This is a genomic window from Paenibacillus aurantiacus (assembly GCF_042431225.1).
Lineage (GTDB): Bacteria > Bacillota > Bacilli > Paenibacillales > Paenibacillaceae > Paenibacillus_Z > Paenibacillus_Z aurantiacus.
This window is the reverse complement of sequence record NZ_JBHMDO010000015.1, coordinates 12,003-33,471: the sequence shown is the minus strand read 5'-3', so window position 1 is coordinate 33,471 and position 21,469 is coordinate 12,003. Positions and strand designations below refer to the sequence as shown.

Annotated in this window: 15 protein-coding genes; 8 read left to right on the top strand and 7 right to left on the bottom strand. The window is 55.7% G+C overall.

Translation table 11 applies throughout. The features are described 5' to 3' along the window. The first annotated feature begins 298 nt into the window (after window positions 1-298). Window positions 299-1,618 (top strand): phytoene desaturase family protein, encoded by a 1,320-nt coding sequence (locus ACFFSY_RS07015; protein WP_377491977.1) that lies wholly within the window; start codon window positions 299-301, stop codon window positions 1,616-1,618. Window positions 1,619-1,742: 124 nt separating this feature from the next. Here the strand turns inward: ACFFSY_RS07015 and ACFFSY_RS07010 are convergent, their stop codons facing one another. From ACFFSY_RS07010 to ACFFSY_RS06980, 7 genes are all read right to left on the bottom strand, one after another. Then, window positions 1,743-2,519 (bottom strand): pirin family protein, encoded by a 777-nt coding sequence (locus tag ACFFSY_RS07010; protein WP_377492823.1) that lies wholly within the window; start codon window positions 2,517-2,519, stop codon window positions 1,743-1,745. Window positions 2,520-2,564: 45 nt separating this feature from the next. Then, window positions 2,565-2,954: a DoxX family protein gene (locus ACFFSY_RS07005; RefSeq protein WP_377491974.1), complete on the bottom strand. Its 390-nt coding sequence runs from the start codon at window positions 2,952-2,954 to the stop codon at window positions 2,565-2,567. A 78-nt stretch (window positions 2,955-3,032) separates the two neighbouring features. Further along, window positions 3,033-3,491: a MarR family winged helix-turn-helix transcriptional regulator gene (locus tag ACFFSY_RS07000; protein ID WP_377491971.1), complete on the bottom strand. Its 459-nt coding sequence runs from the start codon at window positions 3,489-3,491 to the stop codon at window positions 3,033-3,035. A 347-nt stretch (window positions 3,492-3,838) separates the two neighbouring features. After that, window positions 3,839-4,807: an ABC transporter ATP-binding protein gene (locus ACFFSY_RS06995; RefSeq protein WP_377491968.1), complete on the bottom strand. Its 969-nt coding sequence runs from the start codon at window positions 4,805-4,807 to the stop codon at window positions 3,839-3,841. A gap of 43 nt (window positions 4,808-4,850) precedes the next feature. Further along, the gene (locus tag ACFFSY_RS06990; protein ID WP_377491965.1) at window positions 4,851-5,642 is read right to left on the bottom strand and encodes an ABC transporter permease; all 792 of its coding nucleotides are present in this window, start codon (window positions 5,640-5,642) and stop codon (window positions 4,851-4,853) included. Then, on the bottom strand, window positions 5,639-6,415 hold the full coding sequence (locus tag ACFFSY_RS06985; protein ID WP_377491962.1) for an ABC transporter permease: 777 nt from the start codon (window positions 6,413-6,415) through the stop codon (window positions 5,639-5,641). The genes ACFFSY_RS06990 and ACFFSY_RS06985 overlap by 4 nt, the downstream gene beginning before the upstream one ends. Before the next feature lie 326 nt (window positions 6,416-6,741). Then, on the bottom strand, window positions 6,742-7,512 hold the full coding sequence (locus ACFFSY_RS06980; protein WP_377491959.1) for a hypothetical protein: 771 nt from the start codon (window positions 7,510-7,512) through the stop codon (window positions 6,742-6,744). Window positions 7,513-7,855: 343 nt separating this feature from the next. On the opposite strand from ACFFSY_RS06980, the gene coxB reads away from it, so the two are divergent. The 7 genes from coxB to ACFFSY_RS06945 all read left to right on the top strand — a co-directional run bounded on the left by coxB (window position 7,856) and on the right by ACFFSY_RS06945 (window position 21,402). After that, window positions 7,856-8,899: a cytochrome c oxidase subunit II gene (gene coxB / locus ACFFSY_RS06975; RefSeq protein ID WP_377491956.1), complete on the top strand. Its 1,044-nt coding sequence runs from the start codon at window positions 7,856-7,858 to the stop codon at window positions 8,897-8,899. 66 nt (window positions 8,900-8,965) lie between these two features. Then, window positions 8,966-10,774: a cytochrome c oxidase subunit I gene (ctaD, locus tag ACFFSY_RS06970; RefSeq protein ID WP_377492821.1), complete on the top strand. Its 1,809-nt coding sequence runs from the start codon at window positions 8,966-8,968 to the stop codon at window positions 10,772-10,774. Continuing rightward, window positions 10,771-11,391 (top strand): cytochrome (ubi)quinol oxidase subunit III, encoded by a 621-nt coding sequence (locus tag ACFFSY_RS06965; RefSeq protein WP_377491953.1) that lies wholly within the window; start codon window positions 10,771-10,773, stop codon window positions 11,389-11,391. Before ctaD ends, ACFFSY_RS06965 begins: the two co-directional genes overlap by 4 nt. A gap of 3 nt (window positions 11,392-11,394) precedes the next feature. After that, window positions 11,395-11,712, top strand: a complete 318-nt coding sequence (locus tag ACFFSY_RS06960; RefSeq protein ID WP_377491950.1) for a cytochrome C oxidase subunit IV family protein — start codon at window positions 11,395-11,397, stop codon at window positions 11,710-11,712. An 87-nt stretch (window positions 11,713-11,799) separates the two neighbouring features. Next, window positions 11,800-12,720 carry a cytochrome c oxidase assembly factor CtaG gene (ctaG, locus tag ACFFSY_RS06955; RefSeq protein ID WP_377491947.1) on the top strand — a complete coding sequence of 307 codons (921 nt, stop codon included), beginning with the start codon at window positions 11,800-11,802 and terminating at the stop codon, window positions 12,718-12,720. A 96-nt stretch (window positions 12,721-12,816) separates the two neighbouring features. Further along, window positions 12,817-13,305, top strand: coding sequence for a DUF420 domain-containing protein (locus ACFFSY_RS06950; protein ID WP_377491944.1), 489 nt, complete (start codon window positions 12,817-12,819; stop codon window positions 13,303-13,305). Between the two features lie 513 nt (window positions 13,306-13,818). Further along, the gene (locus ACFFSY_RS06945) at window positions 13,819-21,402 is read left to right on the top strand and encodes a pullulanase (protein WP_377491941.1); all 7,584 of its coding nucleotides are present in this window, start codon (window positions 13,819-13,821) and stop codon (window positions 21,400-21,402) included. The last annotated feature ends 67 nt before the right edge of the window (window positions 21,403-21,469 follow it).

Below are 21,469 nucleotides of genomic sequence, written 5' to 3'. Positions count from 1 at the left end.
GCATCTAGACACTTAACGTCACCGAAGAAGAGCGGAGCTATCGTCGCGTTTAAAGTCGTACAGAACGAAGGGGACCTCATGATCATGACCACTTCGGATACCCTGATTCGGATGAGGCGCGATAAATTAGTAAGCCACCGTGTCACAAACCCGTATGCGTCAACCGTCTTGTTAGCAAAAGCCGCGATGAGGGACCCGGATGAAAGGGTGCTCTTCGAGATGGGTGCATTCCATTCCGTCGCCAAGGAAGGCGGTGTGGCGTCACCTTGCGCGGGCGATAACGAAAGGATGGATGAAGATGAAAGCAGCGGAAGGTCAAACGAGAAAGACGGTCGTCATTGGCGGAGGATTAGCGGGATTGATAGCGGCAGGACGTTTGGCGAAGGCGGGCGAGTCGGTCGTCCTGCTGGAGAAGTCGGCCACGCTGGGCGGCAGAGGCATGTCGGTGCGAAAAGGGGATGCATGGATGAACCTCGGCGGACATGCGTACTACAAAGGCGGCGCGTTCGACCGGGAGTTGACCGGCATGGGTGTCCAAGTGACAGGGGCGGCGCCGCCTTCGAATCGCGCGCAGCTAATGTGGGGCGGGCGGCTCGTCACGCTGCCGAAGCTGCTGGCGTCGGGCAGCTGCTTGACGCTGTCAGGGAAGGCGAGCTTGGCCGGGATTCTGTTCAAAATGGGACGGCAATCCTCGATGCCGGATGCGCGGATGACGCTGCGGGAATATGCCGAACGGATGACAGGCGATCCTTCGGCCCGGCATATTCTGTACGCCTTGCTGCGGACGGCTTCGTATACGCTGGACCCGGATCATCAGCTGGCGCGGCCGGTCGTCCGGACGCTGCTGCGCTCGTTCAAGGATGGATTGCTTTATGTGGACGGCGGCTGGCAGCGTATCATAGACGGGGTGGCAGCGGCGGCGGTACGAGCGGGGGCGGACCTGCGCACCGGTCAGCCGATCGCGGAAGTCGTGCGAGGCGCCGATGGGGAGAATGTCATCGGCGTGCGGCTGCAGGATGGGACGCTGCTGGATGCGGACCGGGTGATCATGGCGGTGTCGCCGTCGGAATGTGTCCGGCTGGTACCCGGGGCGGAGCAGACTGCGCTCCGCCGGTGGAAGGAGGAAGCGCGGGCTACGGCGGTGGCCAGCTTGGACTTGTGCCTGCGCAAGCTGCCGGTGCCCGGACGGCCTTTCGTGCTTGGCATCGATCAGCCGGTATTCTTCTCGAACCATTCGGCCTCGGCGAAGCTGACCGATGACGGATCTGTCGTCGTGCACGTGACCAAATACCATGGCCTGGAACCGAATGATCCGAAAGCGGACGAACGGCAGCTGGAAGGATTCATGGACCTTGCCCAGCCGGGATGGCGTAAGGAGCTGTTGGCCAGGCAGTACTTGCCTCGAATTACGGTCGTCCACGATTATATGCATACACTCCGTTCCGAGATGAATGTGGGTCCGTTCGTGCCAGAGGTAGACGGACTGTTCGTTGCTGGAGATTGGGCCAGCCACGATGACGAGCTGCTCGCGGACGCCGCGGCGGGGAGCGCGATTCGTGCTTCGAATGCTATTATGGCCAGTCGGCGAACGGAGGGAAAGCTGCAAGCCATCGGATAAAAAGACGGATTGTGCCCAACCAGCCGTCGCCGCGCGAAAAAGGCCATTCCCCATCGATTTGGTTGGGGGACGGCCTTTCCTTTTTTTATTCATGGCGATCGCGTAGTGCATGTGCCGATCACGGTCACCGTTTCGGGTAGAGCGGATAGTCGACCTTGGAGGGCACCTCGATCAGAAGTAGACGAAGCGGCTCATCCGCGCCGGCCGTGAATGCCGCCTCATGCGTCTGTTCGGCGCGCTGGACGAGGAAATCGCGGTGCGCGAAGGCGGACGGCGCTCTCGATTCGTCGGTAATGGCGACCAGGCCTCCGCCGCGGATCGCCAGCGTCGCGAGCGTCCGGTCTTTCGGCACGGTATGACGGATCGTACGGCCTGGTTGCACCTCGACGTCCCACATGCGCGCATCAGCGACGAGCTCGATCGGCGAACCATCGCCGAGCACTGTTTTTCTCGTGTAGCCATCGCCCTCCTCGAGCGGGAACTGTTCATGCTCGATCTGGGAATACGTTGGCTCGCGCAGGAGCGCAGGACGCATATGCGGCTCGAACCAGATTTGGAAAGCCTCCATATCCGGACCGAGGAAACGCTCCTCGTGGCTAACGCCGGAACCGGTCTGCATGACCTGCGCGCCGCCGGCGCCGACCGTGCTCTGCGTGCCAAGCGTATCGCCGTGCTGTGCCTGCCCCTTCGTCACATAGGTCATAATTTCAAAGCCTTGATGAGGATGAAGCGGAATCGCCCCTTCATCCGTGGCCGTCGCCCACGCCCAGTAGAAGAGCGGGCCGATTCCTTTGATGACCGAGCCTTCGCCCGGGAAACCGATCGGCTTCTGCTCCATAATTTTGCCATGATCGAATGCGCCTTTTGCCTGCATCGTGGGCCCGTATATCATTGTTTGCATCATGATCGCCTCCTAATTCGGATCGTTCGTTAAGAGTAGGATACCTTACAAGACCGAGTAGCTGCCAGCGCCGATTAGCGCCAGACCAAGCAATGCGGCAATGAGCACGAGATTGTACTCCATCCCGTTCTGCGTAGACCACAGGCCATTCTTGCCGTGTACAGTTGCGATTGCGCCGATCATCGTAACGATGAGAATCGCTGCTCCGACCGGGAGCCACAGGCCGACTGCAACGAGCAAGCCGCCGACGAGCTCCGCCAGACCGACTGCAATTGCCATCGGAACGCCGGGTTTCACACCGATCGAGTCGAGCCAGCCGCCTGTGCCTTTAATGCCATAACCGCCGAACCAACCGAACAGCTTCTGAGCGCCGTGTCCGACGAAGAGAATACCGATTACCAGACGAATAAGAAGAAGACCAAGATCCATGTTCATTGTGAAAACCTCCATATTTTTGTTTTAAGTTTCTTTAAATTAAGATAATAGCCGGTTAAAAAGCTGCCCCATGTAAGGCTATGGCAGCTGTTGTTCTTGCGCTGCGCGTCCCAGCTTCTTCAGCAGGGCGGCGGCTTGAAGCCGTTCTTCATGTGACAGTCCGCTTACCGCTCGTTCAATTACACGTTCGTGCTTCGGGAACACCTCGTCGAGGAAGGCGCGCCCTTTGTCGGTAATCTCCGCATAAATGACACGCCGGTCGGAGGGGCTGGACTTGCGGCGGACGAATTCCTTCTTCTCGAGTTTGTCGACCACGTAGGTAATATTCCCGCTGGACATGAGCACTTTCTCGCCGATCTGCTGAAGGGGCATTTCACCTTTATGATAAAGGACGTCGAGCACGCCGAATTCGGTCGTATTCAAGCCATGATTTCGGATATCCGCGGCAGCATGGGCGCTTACCGACTGGAACGCCCGGGACAGGACGATGAATAAATGTAGGGCGCTGTCCAATGCCGCATCTGGCCGTTCATTCATGATGGTCACCTCCTCTTTGAATCTTTACGTCGAATATCTTAATTTAAAGATAAATGTTTTCGGCGAAAATGTCAACCTCAAATTTTTAGCGGCCTGGTTCATTCTCCATATGAGCAGTATGACCGTCAACGATTGCGGCCATGCATCGAGAGATTACGGTTATGTTTGTTATTAATCGTGGGCTCGTTCGTGCCAGAACATCACCCGATTCTCCTAGAGCGATCGTGCGTCTGTTTGCCTTGAATCGTCCTTCATGACGTGAAACTTTTCTCCTGACGGCTCGACTTGTCGAACATGTGCCTCCAACGAAGAAGGGAGCTACCCAGCCGGGCAGCTCCGCGTTCTTTCTAATAAATATGATGTACGATATCTTCGAAATTCGGTTCCTCCATATGAATATCTTCGATTTCGCCAAGAGTCTCGAGCAAGCGCAATGCCTCCATCGCGCTCATCTTCTCCCGGTTGCAGGTCGCAAGGACGGTACGGCCGTCGATGGCATGAATGTTCAAGGCGTCGTGAATGCTTGCAATCGCCACGACTTCGCTCTTATAAGTGACCGACATCCTTGTGGGCAGCCCGATCCGGTGTCGGAGCTCAGGAATTGTACCGTCAAAGCTTAATGCGCCTTCATTAATGACGATCACGCGGCTGCACAGCTGCTCGATATCATCCATGTCGTGGGTGGTGAGCAGGATCGTTTTGCCCAGCTCTCGGTTGATTTGCCGCAGAAACCCCCGAATGTTCTTCTTGGCGGTCACGTCGAGTCCGATCGTCGGTTCATCGAAGAACAAAATCTCCGGATCATGCAGCAGCGCGGCGGCAATGTCGGCGCGCATGCGCTGGCCGAGCGAGAGCTTACGGACCGGCGTCGCCATGAAGGCATTCAATTCAAGCAGCTCGGTCAACAGACCGATACGATCCTTTTTGCGCTGCGGATCCAATCCGTACATTGCTGCGAGGATGTCGAACGAGTCCGCCGTCGGCAGATCCCACCACAGCTGGGTGCGCTGTCCGAAGAGTACGCCTAGCTTGCGAGCGACGGCCCGCCGCTGCCGATGAGGACTTAATCCGTCGATTCGCACGGTACCGGATGTCGGGTGGAGGATGCCGGCAAGCATTTTGATCGTCGTGGATTTGCCTGCGCCGTTAGGCCCGATATAGCCGACGAATTCGCCTTTGGGGATCGAGAAGGAAATGTCGGTGACGGCATTCTTGATCCGGTAATCCCGAGCCAGCAGTGTCCGAATGCCGCTGAATCGTCCTTCTTTGGGCACGGTCTGCCGGAATTGTTTCGTTAAGTTCGATACGGTAATCATGTGGTGCCTCCTCGATTCTCGAGTATGGGGCTTGGGGCTATCGCTAACTGCCGGTGCTTTGGTAACGGGTCAAGCCGAGGCGCCAGAGCGCCAAGCCGGCGGCGAGAACAAGCAAAGCGAAGATAGCGGATGCCGCGAGGAGCCACCAGCCGCCTTCTCCCCGAAGAATATAGAGCGACGGAATGTAGTTGGCAAAAGCAATCGGGATCGCGCTCGCCAATAGCATCTGCATCCATTTGGGATAAATGGTGAGCGGATACTGCGCGGCTGTGCGTGCGGCGTCTTCGGTTATGTTCTGCAGCACTTCGATGCGGGTGATCCAGAATCCGACCGATGCGGTTGCAAGGCCAATGCCGAACATCAGTACCGCGCCCGAGAGTATGACGATGACGGTAAGCGGGATGGCGGAGAAATCGATTTGTCCGCTTGCGAGCAGCCCGTGCATCGACCAGACTAGGATGGCGACCCCTTGGGCGAGCTCGCCGAGACGGATGGAGACATTGAGCGTCATTAAGCCGAGCAGGACGGGAACGGGACGGAGCAGCAGGCCGTCGAGGTCGCCGCTGACTAGGTATTTCTCCAAATGATGCACATCGGAGGCGAACGTGCGGTACAGCGTTCTCGCCAGATGAAGCACCGCGTACAAATAGCCCGATTCCGTCAGGCTCCAGCCTTGAATATGGCCGAACTTATGTAGAATGACCGCAAGCATGGCGAATTCGACGACGCTGATGAAGGCGGACATGACGGAGGAGAACCAGAAGTTGAACTTATATTGCATACGGCTTCGCAAGCTGGAAGCGACGAGTAATCGGTATACCCGCAATGTTCTCATCCGCCCTGTACCTCGACTTTCCTTCTCATCAATCCGGTTACGGCCAAGCACAGTAACGTAAGCCCAGCCGCCCATCCGACCGCGCCGATCAGCGCCTGCGCCTGTTCGTGGCCGAGGTACAATTTCGCCGGTATATAATGAAGGAACGGATAAAAGGAGGCCGCGCTTGCGGACTGCATCCAAGCTGGCAGCCAATCGACTGGAATGAGAAAACCGGATAGCAGCTGACTGATCGCGAAGTTCACCCAGTACAGCCAATGCGATTCCGTCGTCCATAGCGCGGCAGCGCCAATCAAGTAGTTGATGCAGATCGAGATGTAAGCGCCACACAGAAGCGCGGCGGCCGTCCAAGCGAATGTAGGCCATGAGCTAGGCACATGAAGCGGGAACACGATGAAATAGAGGAGATAGATCGGAACGAATTTGTACGTGAATTGATACGCGATCTGGCCCCATTCCTTACACATGGATTGGTAGAACAGATGAGCCGGCCGCATGAGATCCGTGGCGATCTGTCCGGTCCGGACGGACTGCCCGATACCGAGGCCGTGCGTTAGGAATGAGGTCACCCAGAGACTGCATTGATTGAACGCAACATAGCTGATCATGCCGCTTAGGCCGTATTCGCCAAGGGAATTGTCATCGGCAATACCTACCCAGATATAAATATAGATGAGGCCGAATAAGCAGCTGGCGATGTTGTGAATCATGTGGGAACTACGATACTGCAGGTTGCGCAAATAGGATTTGCGCGCCAAAACGAGGAACAGCATGGTCCACCTCTTTCATCGAATGCTGAGGCCGCGGCGGTAACGGCGCCGGCGCCTTGCGGATGCGGTGGTGAAATGCGTAAAAGCAGCGGAACGCTATCATAACCTAAAGCGTGGTTTGCATCAACCCTTTTTTTTACAATCATCTTGCGCGTACGTTCCTATATTTAATAGAAGAGATTTTTTTGGTAATTACAAAAACACCGGCGGAATCGTGGTAGAGAACGGAGGTGTTCGGACATAAGAAAGTCGAAGAAGTCCCGATAATGCGGTGATAAATAAGACCGCTTCGTACGAAGCGGTCTTGGGTAAAGGGGTATAGACCAGGCTCAATGCTGGGGATGTGGGTTGATCGTACGATCGGCAGACCCTGCATGCTGGAGCTTCTGGACATTGATCGGCGCAGGGACTTCGTTCCCGCCCTCGAACTGATGCTTCACCAGCTGGTTGAACGAATCGTGCCATGGCGCAAGCGGCCGGCCCGCCCATGCTTCTTGCGCATATTGCACGAGATGATTAACGAACTCCTGGTTGGCCGAGATATGCACCTCTTGTACCGTTGGGGCGATTCGCCGGATGTGAACGGCGATCGTTTGTTTCAGTTCGCTCGATATTTGATTGTGGTCGTTGACCGTGAAGTAAGAGTTGTAAGGCCCCGCGACGCGTTGGTTATTCCAATAAGGACTGCCGTTATCTACATTATATACGCCTTCGTTGGAGCCGGTATTGTCTTGTTCCCTCGATCCCGCGCCGCCCGTCTTCTTCGTGCCGGCCGCCGTCCAATCGAGCGTCATGCCAACATAGGCGTTCTTGTCGGTCAGGAAGACGAACGCCCCAGCAACCCCGTTTATATTCGAGACGTCGGCGGAGAGGATGGAGCTGTATTCGACCCAATTGTTGTCATGCTGATGCGGATTGACGGAAGCCGTGCCATACATCCGGCTGCCCAGCATCTTCGGATCGTTCCTCTGCTTCGTTCCGTAATCGTAGGTGCTGTTCTGCACGTAGCGCTTGTACCCGCAGCCGCTCACGCCGGGGCCGAACGCGACGGCAAGGACGATCAGAGGCACGAGCGTCCTCCGCAAATATCCCCTGGTCATGATCAGTTTCTCCTTCCGTATTCGGGATTGTTCTTATCATGAGCCAGCCCATTCGAAATATGCGCTTCAAACCGATACATAAAGACCCATGGTTTTGGAGCACAATGAAGGATAGAGATGGCGAATTTTCGAGGGTGCAAAGCCTTTGAAAACAGTCAAATTGCAAATATGACAGCTTTGAGAACAATGTGTGAACTCACATTGACAAAAAGCACCTCCAACTTTATATTAATTAAAGTGATTAGATTGCGGAAGTTGTCTACACAGCTAGGTATTTCACGCAGTAGGTCGTTTTTTTTTGCCATCACGGCCGAAGCGAAAACGTCAAAAGTGGGGTTGATTGATGATGAATCGGTGGCACGTTCTAAAACGGCTCATGCCGCTTCTTGCCGGAATGGTGTTGCTGCTGTCAGCATGCGGACGAGCTGACCTGTCGACACTAAGACCGCAAGGACCGGTAGCCGAAGAACAATTCGGACTAATGAAACTGTCCATCACGATCATGATTTTGGTTGTCATTGTCGTGTTTGCAATCGCGCTCTACGTAATTATTCGATTCCGCCGTCGCCCAGGCGACAAAACGGTTCCGGTCCAGGTGGAGGGCAACCATAAGCTAGAGATCATTTGGACGGTCATTCCGATTATCCTGCTGATCATCCTCGGTGTGCCTACGATCAAGACCGTTTTCGGCCTTGCAGAAGACTACACCAAAGATCCGAACGCGGTACAAGTCAAAGTTACGGCTCACCAATACTGGTGGGAGTTCGAGTATCCTACATACCAAATCAAGACAGCTCAAGAATTGCTCGTTCCGGATGACGCGGTCATCTCGATTGAAGCGAAGACGGCAGACGTGCTTCACTCCTTCTGGATTCCGTCGCTGGCAGGCAAAGTAGATACAAACCCAGGCGGCAACGTGAATATCATGTACTTCGAAGCACCGAAACAAGGCGTATATCTTGGTAAGTGCGCCGAGCTTTGCGGACCTTCCCACTCTTTGATGGACTTCAAAGTCAAAGTCGTGGATCGCGCATCGTTCGAACGGTGGGTAGCAGCTCAGAAATCTCCGGTAGCGCTTCCGGCCGACCAAGAAATCGCAGATGTGCTCACGAATCAATGTCTGTCCTGCCATGCGGTAGGCGCGAACGGCGGTCAAATGTATCCGAACCTGACCGGCATCGGCAGCCGCGAATCGGTAGCAGGCATTCTGATCAACACAGATAAACCAGAGTACGCTAACGAAGGCTCGGTTGAAGAGAACCTGAAGAGATGGATCAAAGATCCTCAATCGGTTAAACCGGGCACGTTGATGCCGAAGGTCGATCTGTCCGAGCAGCAGCTGGATGCGATTTCGAAATACTTGGCCGATCTGAAGCTTGAATATTAATACTGGCGGATTAAGGGGGTACCTACTTTGGCTCATGGACATGCGGTCAAACGTTACAGCGGTCTGATGGACTGGCTGACGACGGTTGACCATAAGAAAATAGGCATTCTATATTTGATCTCCGGCGGCTTCTTCTTCCTGGTCGGCGGCCTGGAAGCGCTCCTGATCCGGATTCAATTGTGGAAGCCGCTCAACGACTTCGTCAGCGCCGATACGTACAACGAGCTGCTGACGATGCACGGCACGACGATGATCTTCTTGGCAGCAATGCCGCTCTTGTTCGCGCTGATGAATGCGATCGTACCGCTGCAGATCGGCGCGCGCGACGTAGCGTTCCCGTTCGTGAACGCACTTGGTTTCTGGACGTTCTTCTTCGGCGGCGTGCTGCTGAACGTCAGCTGGTTTACGGGCGGAGCGCCGGATGCCGGTTGGACGTCGTACGCACCACTGTCGACGACGACATTTAGCTCCGACCATGGCGTCGACTACTACGTGCTCGGTCTTCAGATCGCGGGTATAGGTACGCTCGTCGGCGGTATCAACTTCTTGGCGACGATCATCAACATGCGTGCGCCAGGCATGAGCTTCATGCGCATGCCGATGTTCACATGGACGGCGTTCATCACTTCCGCGCTGATCCTGTTCGCTTTCCCGGCACTGACCGTTGGTCTGGTTGCCTTGATGTTCGACCGACTATTCAGCGGTAACTTCTTCGAAGTTTCCAATGGCGGTAATGCGGTCCTATGGGAACATATTTTCTGGATCTTCGGTCACCCTGAGGTGTACATTCTCATCTTGCCGGCTTTCGGCGTTATTTCCGAGGTTATCAGTACGTTCTCCCGCAAGCGTCTGTTCGGTTACAGCTCGATGGTGTTTGCAACCGTGCTGATCGGTTTCCTTGGCTTCATGGTTTGGGCGCATCACATGTTCACCGTCGGTCTCGGACCGGTAGCGAACGCGCTCTTCTCGATCGCGACGATGTTGATCGCGGTTCCAACCGGTATCAAAATCTTCAACTGGCTGTTCACGATGTGGGGCGGTTCGATCCGCTACACGACGGCCAACTTGTTCGCCGTAGGCTTCGTTCCTACGTTCGTCATGGGTGGCGTAACGGGCGTCATGCTCGCAGCTGCGCCAGCCGACTTCCAGTATCATGACTCGTATTTCGTCGTTGCCCACTTCCACTACGTTATCGTAGGCGGTCTGATCCTGGGTATCTTCTCGGGTCTGTTCTACTGGTGGCCGAAGATGTTTGGTCGCATGCTGCATGAAGGTCTTGGCAAGCTTTGCTTCTGGACATTCTTTATTGGCTTCCACTTGACATTCTTCGTTCAGCATTTCCTTGGTCTGATGGGTATGCCGCGCCGCGTTTGGCAGTACCTGGATGGCCTTGGCTTCAATAACTTGAACTTGATCAGTACGATCGGCGCCATGCTGATGGGTCTTGGCACCGTGTTCTTCATCATCAACGTCATCATCACGGCATTCAAACCGCGCGACGCGGCGAACGATCCGTGGGAAGATGGCCGTACGCTGGAGTGGACGATTTCCTCGCCTGCACCGGAGTACAACTTCGCTCAAACACCGCTCGTACGCGGTTACGATGCATTCTGGAAAGAGAAAATGGAAGGCAAGAAGGCCATGACGCCTGCAGAACCGATTGGGCCGATTCATATGCCGTCTCCGTCGATTCTTCCTTTCGTAATGTCGGTAGGACTATTCATTGCAGGTTTCGGTTTGATGTATCACTGGCATGTGGTTACGATCGCGGGTCTGGCGATTACGCTGCTCTGTATGTTCCTCCGCTCGGTGTTCGATGACCATGGCTTCCATATCGAGCCAGACGAGCTGCATGACAAGGGGGTAAAAGGATGAGCGCATCGCACGTAGAAGGCAAACTGCCTCATGAGCCGGAGAAGGCGACGCTGGAAGGCCGCAATAAGGTCCTTGGCTTCTGGCTGTTCCTTGGCGGTGAGACGGTCCTGTTCGGTACCCTCTTCTCCGCATTCCTTGCCCTTCGCCATCAAGTCGGCGACGGCAACCCAACGGCCGATGAGCTCTTCAAGCTCTCGACCGTTGCAATCGCGACGGCGATCCTGCTTATTTCGTCGCTCACGAGCGTATTCGCGATTCAAGCGATGCACCGCAACCATGTGAAAGCGATGCTGAACTGGTTGATCATTACCGTTGTACTGGGCCTTGGCTTCCTTGGCCTCGAGATTTACGAGTTTTATGAGTACGTGCATGAGGGCCATAAATTCTCGACAAGCGCATTTAGTACCTCATTCTACACGCTCGTTGGTTTCCACGGCGCGCACGTATTGTTCGGTGTCCTGTGGATTACCTTGCTGATTATCCAGATTTCGACCAAGAAAGGTCTGACGGTGGTTACCGCGCCGAAAGTATACGTTGCCGGTATGTACTGGCACTTTATCGACGTCGTATGGGTATTCATCTTCACCGTCGTGTACCTGATGGGAAAGGTGGGCTAATCAATGGCAAATCATCATTCCGCTGCGGAAGAGCATGGCAGACGCCATAAGCATGAAGGCCCGCAGAAGCATATCGTAGCATTTATTTTCTCGGTCGTGCTGACGGTCATCGCATTTGCGATGGTCGCGGCTGGCGAGATTAACTCGACATTTGTCTATGTCATGCTGCTAGTTATGGCTGTCATTCAAGTGTTCATCCAGATGTCGTTCTGGATGCACATGAAAGACCGTGGACATTTGTATCCGACAATCGCGATTCTTACCGGCGTGTTCGTTGTTTTGACAATTGTCGTTATGGCCGAATATTGGACTTGGTGGTAAAATCGAATGAGGGAGAGGGAGGTCTAGGCGACTCCCTCTTTTGTCGTACGTAAATGCTTGTTTTACGAAAGGGGAGTCCAACCTGGCGTGCTAGGCTTACAGTATTTCAGCTTTGAAGAGTTGTGGAGCCCCATGTTCTTCTTCTTTATGGCTGCGCTGGTGCTGCTCTATTTCTATATCGCGGGACCGTGGCGATTGCAGCATCGGCCGGATGAACCGCCGGTAACGGCCGGACAGAAGACATGGTTTGTAATCGGCGCCGTCCTGTTCTATTTGGCACAGGGAGGACCTATCGATTTGCTCGGCCATATGATGTTCTCGTTCCACATGGCCAGCATGTCGCTGTCGTACCTCATTGTGCCGCCGATTATCATGCTCGGCGTCCCGGCTTTTATGTGGCGACTGATGTTTCAAGCTCCATTCTGGAAGCGTCTTAGCTTCTTCATGAATCCGATTTTGACGCTAGTGGCCTTTAACGTGTTGTTCTCGGTCTACCATTTCCCTGTCGTGCATGACTATGTGATGACGCATTTCTTCATCCACCGCGTCTATTACGTTGTCCTGCTTATCACGGCATTTATGATGTGGTGGCAAATCGCGGGTCCTGTGCCGGAATGGAATCGTCTGGCTGATGTTCGCAAGATGGCGTATATTTTCGCGAATGGGCTGCTGCTGACTCCGGCGTGTGCCTTGATCATCTTTGCAGGGGCGCCGATGTACGCGACGTATAATGACCCTGAAATATGGGCTTATGCCATGGGATATTGCGTCGGCGGCGATGCAGCCACGTTGTTGAGCCAATTCAGCGGTCCGACTTTCTTCAATCTAATGGGCCAGCTTGAGGATCAACAGACGGGCGGCATCATCATGAAGCTCGTGCAGGAGTTTATGTACGGGGGCATATTGATTTATGTGTTTAAGCAATGGTACCAACGCGAGCATGCCGACGATGTCGATACCGATGATTCGAGCGGCGGCAGACTGGGACCAGCCGGAGCGAATACATAAGGGTGGCAATCAGTTGGCGTTGGCGGTTGGATTCCTAGGCTGAAGCCCGTCATTCAGGCGGGCTCGTCCACTGTAATAAGGCAACAGGATTGATCAATGAATTGGTGGGATGCGCAAGTGTCGATTTATACGTTATTTCCGACGATCAGTACGAGCTTCATCGTGATCAGCGCCGTGCTCGTCGCCATCGGGTGGAACCTGGCGATCAAGCGCAAGCTGGATGCGCACAAGAAAGTGATGATTGCCGGTGCGGTGTTCGCTACCTTATTCTTTATCGTGTATACGTCGCGGACGATTTTCGTCGGGAACACGGAATGGGGCGGACCGGACAATTTAGAGCTGTATTATCGAGTATTTCTAATTTTCCACATCGTGCTGGCCACCGTCGCGGCTGTGTTCGGGATTTCGACGCTCGTGCTGGGGTTCAAGGAAAGATTCGCCAAGCACCGGAAGTGGGGACGCGTAACCTCGGTCATGTGGTTCTTCACGGCAATTACGGGTGTCGCCGTATACATTTTGCTGTATATGATGTACCCGGGCGGCCATACGAAGCCGGTGCTGGATGCTATATTCGGCTTATCGTAGATCAGACAAGCAGTACCTTTAGCGGGTGCTGCTTATTTTTTTTGAATTCGGCAGCTCTCGCATCGTTTCGGTCATCGTGCAAGCCCCGCCGTGGTATGAGATGCGCCTCGCCGCCCAGATAGGCACACTGCAAGTTCGCCTGGAGCCACCACGTACGAGCGGAGAGAAACACTCCCCCCAAAAAAATGATACCGTTTACACAATAGCTTGCGCGTGATAACATAGTGGTAGAATTTGTGCAAACGTTTGTACAATGGGATGTGGAACGATTCGACATCCGTGGGAAACAAACGTTAAATGGCATAAAAACAACTGGAAATTTGTCGCAATTTGTGCAAACGTTTGTGCAACGAAGGTTTGCAATGCCAAATGGGGGGGATGGCGATTCGGCGGCTGATGTCATAGCGAACAACGTTATAGCAGGTAACGGGGATTAGAAGAATGGGTCATAATTATAGCTTGATTTGAAATCGCTTGCATTAAAGGGACAGCTACATAGGAGGTTACGCGAAAATGAAAATTAGGGGAAGTGTGCGGCGTGTTTTGGCCTATGTCTTGGTTGCCGCGCTGCTGATATCCAGTATCGGCCTATATCCGAACGGGGCCGAAGCGGCAAGCCGGACGGCTTATCTCGTTGGCGATCTGCAGTCCAAGTTTAAGTTGGGGGCTGAGCAGACGCCGGTGGGCGACTGGACGCCGGATGCGGCGGCCACGCAGCTGACGGACCTTGGGGGCGGCTATTATTCGTTTACGGGTACGCTGCCGGCGGGCACGTATCAGTATAAAGTCGCCTTGAACGGCAAATGGGATGAAAGCTACGGGTTCGGGAATTACACGAATCCGCAAGGAACGAACAAAGACGGAAATATCCAAATTACGCTGACTGAAGAAAAGACGGTCACGTTCTACTACAACGATACGACGAAGAAAATCGCGGATTCTACTTACTACGCGCCAATCGCGGCCGATAAGCTGCCTTCCGTGACAGGAAACGTACAGGTGCTGGATGATGCTTCGGCTACGACGCCGTCGGATGCGGCAATCGTGCTGTCCGATCCGGATTTTGATAACGTTTACACGAGTCGTGTATTCGTGCCGCAAGGCAGCTACGCTTACCAGGTGTCCGTACCGGGGGCGGAAGCGGCCAGCGATGCGCTTTATCCGGCGGAGCCTGCAAGTCTGGTGCTGCCATCGGTGCTGCCAGTGACCTTCAAATACGATGCGGTCACGCACGCGACAGACGCAGCTTTTACCGTGCCGCCTGTCGTGGTGCCCGAAGTCGAGGTGCCAGCGGTTCCGCAAGGCTCCGTGCGCGTGCACTACCAGCGGATGGACAATGAGTATGCGACGCTCGGCCTTTGGACTTGGGATGACGTGCAGACGCCAACAAGCGGTTGGCCGACCGGCGCCATGCCGTTCCCAGAGGGTCAAGCGGATGGATATGGCGCATACATTGACATCCCGTTGAAGGCGGAAGCCAAGAAATTCTCGTTCTTGGTCGTCGATCGGGTCTCGGGCGTCAAGGACGGGAACGACAAAGTCTTCAAAATTCCGACCGCGCAAACGAACGAAGTATGGATCAAGGAAGGCTCGGATGCCTTGTCTACTTCACCGCCGGCTTCCGGTCTGGCGGAAGGATCCGTTCGGATTCACTATACTCGCGCAGATGATAAGGAAACCGAATACGGCCTGTGGCTGTGGGACGATGTCGCGAAGACGTCCGAAGCGAACGGCGCTTGGCCGGGCGGCGCGACGCCGTTCGAGAAGACGGACCGCTTCGGCGCGTATGTCGATGTTCCGCTCAAAGCGAACGCGCAGAAGATCGGCATGATCGTCATGAAGCCGACGGACGGCGACGTCAAGGATGGCGATAATCGCACCTTCACGCTGTTGGATCGCTACAACCAGCTATGGCTGCAAGAGAACGATACGAAGGTGTACGTATCGCCATTCGGCGAAACCGCGGACAGCTTCGTCTCTGCCGAGGTGCTGTCGACGAACAAGCTGCTGCTTGGGTTCACGCTGACGAGCGGTCTGAACGAAGCGGCGCTGCTCCAGGGACTGACCGTCAAAGACAAGGATGGGGCGGCGATTAAAGTGACGGGTGCGACCATCATCGATGGGACGCAAGTTCACGCTGCGACCGATCCTTTCGATCTGGCTCAGCTCCCGCTTAGCGTCAGCTACGAGGGCAAGACGGTGAGCGCGGCATCGGGCTGGCGCTTGCTGGACGAGATGTATAATTACACGGGCGATGACTTGGGCGCAACGTATCATGCGGCCGACAAAACCGCGACGTTGAAGCTATGGGCGCCTCTCGCGACGAAGGTCGTCGCAAAGGTGTACGACAAAGCGGACGCGTCGAAGCTGGTCGGCAGCGTAGGGCTGGCGAAAGGCGAACAGGGCGTATGGTCCGTCGATCTGAAACCGGCGGACATCGCGGGCGCGCAAGCTGTGCGCGACTACTTCTACCAGTATGAAGTGACCAATAACGGCATTACGAAACAAGTGCTCGACCCGTATGCCAAATCAATGGCGGCTTTCACCGTCAATACGAAGGATGAAGCGGGCGCGGACGGCGACAAAGTGGGCAAAGCCGCGATCGTCGACCTAAGCGGGACGAATCCAGAGGGCTTCACGTATGCCGACATTGCAGGTTATGAGAAGCGCGAGGATGCAGTCATCTATGAGGTTCATGTCCGGGACTTTACATCCGATCCTTCCGTCGAAATTAGCTTGAACGGCGAAAGATGGGGTTCGTACGATGCGTTCATCCAGAAGCTCGACTATATTAAATCGCTTGGCGTGACGCACATTCAGCTTCTTCCCGTCATGGCTTGGTACTATGGCGACGAGACGAAGATGGGCGAGCGCGAGATGGATTATTCCACCAAGGACAACGAGTTTAACTGGGGTTACGATCCGCACAGCTACTTCGCGCCGGATGGCGCGTACTCGCAGGATCCGACCGATCCGGAGCTGCGGGTCAAAGAACTGAAGCGGCTGATCGATGCCGTGCATGAAGCAGGCATGGGCGTCGTCCTGGACGTCGTCTACACGCATATGTCGAAGCAAACGCTGCTTGGCGATATCGTGCCGAACTACTACGCGTTCCAGGATGCGAATGGCAATTTCCTCGGCGACTTCGGCAACAATCTGGCGACCAGCCACAAGATGGCCGAGAAGCTGATGATCGATTCCGTGAAGTATTGGTTCGAGGAATACAAAATCGACGGCATGCGTTGGGACATGATGGGCGATGCGACGCAGGAAGCGGTGCAGAACGCATACAACGCGGCAGTCGCGATCAATCCGAAGGCGCTGTTCATTGGCGAAGGCTGGCGAACGTTCAAAGGCGCGTCTGCCGATCCGTCGCTGGCGGGCCATGGCGCCGACCAGGATTGGATGGACAAAACGAATGACGTGGGCGTGTTCTCCGACGAAATTCGCAACGAATTGAAATCCGGCTACGGCTCGGAAGGGGAACCGCGGTTCATTACGGGCGGCGCGCGTCCGATCGCGACGATCCTGAATAATATCAAGGCGCAGCCGTCGAATACGCCGGCTGATGACCCGGGCGACATGGTGAACTACATCGAAGCCCATGATAACTTGACGCTGCACGACGTCATCGCGCAGTCGATCAAGAAGGATCCGTCGATTCCGGCGAACGAGCTGGAGATCCAGAAGCGGATTCGTCTCGGCAATACGCTGATCATGACCTCGCAAGGCACGGCATTCATGCAAGCCGGTCAAGAATACGGCCGCACAAAGCAGTGGAAGGGCGAAGGGGTGCCAGAACAGAAGTATACCGAGCTGAAAGACGCGAAGGGGCAATCCTTTGGCTATTTCATCCATGATTCCTACGACTCCTCGGACGCGGTCAACATGTTCGATTGGTCCAAGGTGACGGATGCAGCCGCGTTCCCGGTTCAGAACCAGACGAAAGACTACACGGCCGGACTCATTGAGCTCCGTAAGTCGACGAATGCTTTCCGTCTCGGCGACAAAGCGACGGTCGATCAGAATGTCACGCTGATTACGGCGCCGGAGATTAAGCAGAGCGATCTGCTCATCGCCTATAAGAATCGCTCGACCGACGGCACGGGCAGCTACTACGTGTTCATGAATGCGGATAATACATCCAGAACGCTGACGCTGCCGGAGAATTTGACGACGGGGCAAGTGCTGGCCGATAACGACCAAGCGGGAGCGGAAGCGATTCCTGCCGCGCAGCAATCCGGCTTCGCGCTGACGGCAAGCACGCTTACACTCGATCCGCTGACAACTGTGGTCATCCGAATGGAGCAGAGCGCAGAGCTGCGGACGCTTGAAATCGACAGCGAGGCTTACGCGCTTCAAGTCGGCAAGACGCACCAAACGACGGTAACGGCGAAATATGCCGATGGCAGCAAGCGCGCGGTAACGGGGGCGGCTGTCTATGCCTCTAACAAGCCAAGCGTCGCGACGGTAACGAACGCAGGCGTCATTCAAGGCGTTAGCGCGGGCACGGCCAAAATAACGGTCTCCTTTGGCGGCGTTAAGAAGACCGCGCTGGTGAACGTGACCAGCGAAGCGGCCGATAATAAGCGTTACGTGCTCTTCACCTACGTCCGTCCGGACCACGATTACACCGACTGGAACTTGTGGGTGTGGGGTACGGGGGCCAAGAACGACCAAATCGATTTCACGAGCTTCGAGAACAATACCGCAAGCGTCCTGATCGAAGTGCATCCGCAAGCGACGAGCGTCGGCTTCGTGCTTCGCAAAGGGACGGATTGGAATACCGCGAAGCAGGATATTCCGGATGACCGCACCATCTCGCTGACGGCTGGGCAAGCGCTGACGAAAGTCGTCGTCACGAGCATGAAGAAGGAGATCAACCTCGTTCCGGCCAACAACGGTCCAATCTATGAGGATGGCGGCATCACGCTCGTCTACCGCGACGAGGCGCTGTTCAAGAGCGGTGGTATGACGGCAATTACCGACGTCAAGGTCAAATTGGACGGCAAAGTCTATCCGATGGTCTATGACGCGGACAAAGAGTGGTTTGCTTACAAATTAACAGGCGTGCAGGAAGGCGAGCACCCGTATACGTTCCTCGTAACGAAGAACGGCGAGACGACGGAAATCGCCGATCCGAAGAACGGCGATACGGCGCTGGTGTACCGCAAGCCGGCGGTTACCATTACCACGAGCACGGCACCGCAAGCGTTGAACGCCAACACGAACGCGGTTCTGACCGTGAACGCGCAGATCGACGAAGACGTGCAATTTACGAAAGGGTATTTGGATCTGACTGCTCTTGGCGGACCGTCCAACGTGACCCTCGACACGACGCTGATGAAGCATACGATCGCGGTGAAAGATACGATCGGCGCAGGCGAGAAGACGATTCCGGTCACGCTCGTCGATCAGTATGGCAATCCGCACCGACACAATGCGACGGTCACCGTGCAGGCCCGTACTTACACGGGCGGCGAGCTTGATTTTGACTGGGATGAGGCACGGATTTACTTCGCGCTGACCGACCGGTTCAACGATGGCGATGCGACGAATAACGCGAACGTGGACAAAACGCATCTGGAAGCTTACCATGGCGGCGACTTCAAAGGGATGATCGACAAGCTGGGCTACTTGCAAGAGCTTGGCATCAATACCCTCTGGATTACGCCGATCGTCGACAACATTGATTTCAACCAAGGCGAAGGCGAGAGCTGGGGTAAGCAATATGGCTACCACGGCTACTGGGCGAAGGACTTTACCCAGCTGGATGAGCATCTGGGCGACATGGCCGCCTTCAAGGAACTGATCGAGAAGGCGCATGACCGCGGCATCAAGATCATGGTCGACGTCGTGTTGAACCACACTGGTTACGGGCTGAAGCCGGGCGATAAGGCAGACGTATCGATCGCGGATAAGCAGCGCTTCAATGGCATGCTGCGCACGGACGGCCTGAGCGCGGACGTGAATCCGATCAAAGGCGAGCTAGCTTTCTTGCCAGACTTCATCACTGAGGATGAAGCGGTTCGGAATCAGGTCATCGCATGGCAGACCGGCTGGTTGAACAACGCGCGCACCCAGCGCGGCGACACGATCGACTACTTCCGCGTCGATACCGTCAAGCACGTTGAAGACACGACGTGGAAGGCGTTCAAGAACGCCCTGACGGCGATCGATCCAAGCTTCAAAATGGTAGGCGAGTATTACGGCGGCACCGTCAATAACGACGGCGGCATGCTGCAGACCGGCCAGATGGATAGCTTGCTCGACTTCGGCTTCAAAGAGCGAGCGAAGCAATTTACGGATGGTCAAATCGACGCGGTCGATACGTATCTGCAGGACCGCGAGGCTAGCATCGACAACACGAAGATGATGGCGCAGTTCCTGAGCAGCCATGACGAGAACGGCTTCCTCTCCGACTATGTGGGCGGGGACAAAGGCAAGCTGAAGATCGCGGCGGCGCTGCAAATTACGGCGAAGGGTCAGCCGGTCGTCTACTACGGCGAGGAGCTGGGTAACTCGGGCAAGAACGCCAATATGCAGAACGGCTTGTTAAGCGAGAACCGCAAGGATATGCCGTGGAACAAGCTGGAAGAGGAGAAGGCGCTTCACGATCATTATCAGAAGCTGCTGAACATCCGCGCCGAGTATTCCAAAGTGTTCGCCAAAGGAACGCGGACGAAGCTGGCCGGTTCGGATGTCCTCGGATACCTTGCGTTCAACAAGCATTATGGCTCTACGGATGTTGTAACGGTCATCAACACCAAGGCGGAAGCCGTGAAGGCGACGATACCGGTACCGTTCGGCACATCCGCGACTATCAAGGACATTTACGGCGGAACGACCTACACTGTTGCCAACGACGGAACGGTGACGATTAATCTGCCCAGCCGTAACGACGGCGGCACTGCGATTTTAACCTTCGTAGCGAACGGTTCGGGTTATGTGCCTGCGCCTACGCCTAGCACACCGAACGTATCGGAAGGCGCGCAGGTGATAACGGAAGCCGAACTGAAGAACGTCAAGAACGGTCAAGCGGAAGTGACGCTCGCGGCAGGCAAGACCGAAGCGCTGCTCCCGATCGCTGCAGCGAAGACGCTCGGCACGAGCCCTCTGCTCGTGAAGTCGGGCGAAGTGACGGCTCTTGTGCCAAGCGAAGTGCTAGGCGCAATTAGCAAGCTCGTATCCGGCGCGGATGCGGAAGGCGCGCGTATCGCCTTCGCAGTGAATCCGCTGCCAAGCAGCAAGACGCAAGCCATTTTGCAAGGACTATCGAACAAGAACACGGCGGCATCTGCCGTATCCGAGGTGGTCGAGTTCACGCTCGCCATCGTGAAGAAGGACGGCACCCGCCAGAACGTGAGCGCGTTCGAGCAGCCGATTACACTGTCGTTCCGTCTGAAAGACGGCGCGAATCCGGAGCTGCTGGGCGTTTATTACATCAGCGGAGACGGCAAGCTGGAATGGATGGGCGGTACCGTGAAAGACGGCATCGTCACGACGCAAGTCACGCATTTCAGCACGTACGCGGCGCTTGAAATCCGCAAGTCGTTCGCCGATGTCCCGGCAGGCTTCTGGGCGCACGCCGCGATCCAAGCGCTTGCGGCGAAACAAATCGCAACCGGCGTGACGGCGGATGCGTTCAAACCGGCCCAATCGATCAGCCGCGCCGAATTCACCGCGCTGCTGGCACGGGCGCTCGGCTTGAAAGCCGAAGGCCAAGCGGCCTTCGCGGATACGCCTTCCGGCGCTTGGTACTCGGCCTATGTCGCCGCGGCCGTGAAAGCGGGCATCGTCGGCGGCGTGGGCGGCGACAAGTTCGCGCCTAACGCGACGATCAGCCGCGAAGAGATGGCGGTCATGCTCGTGCGCGCGCTGGAAGCCAAGCAGGGCAAAGGCGCGGCGAAAGCAGCCGCGAGCGGGTTCGCGGATCAAGCCGAAATCAGCGCATGGGCTGCGGCATCCGTGGATACGGCCGCGGAGCTTGGGCTCGTGCAAGGTCAAGGCGGCAATAAGTTCGCGCCGAAAGCCAAACTGACTCGCGCGGAAGCCGCGCAAGTCGTCTATATCCTGCTCGGCAAGCTGCAGCCGTAATAAGCGGCAGCGTGCCCGAACGATTCGTCCCGGATGGCCTGATACAGGCTGTCCGGGACGTTTTTGT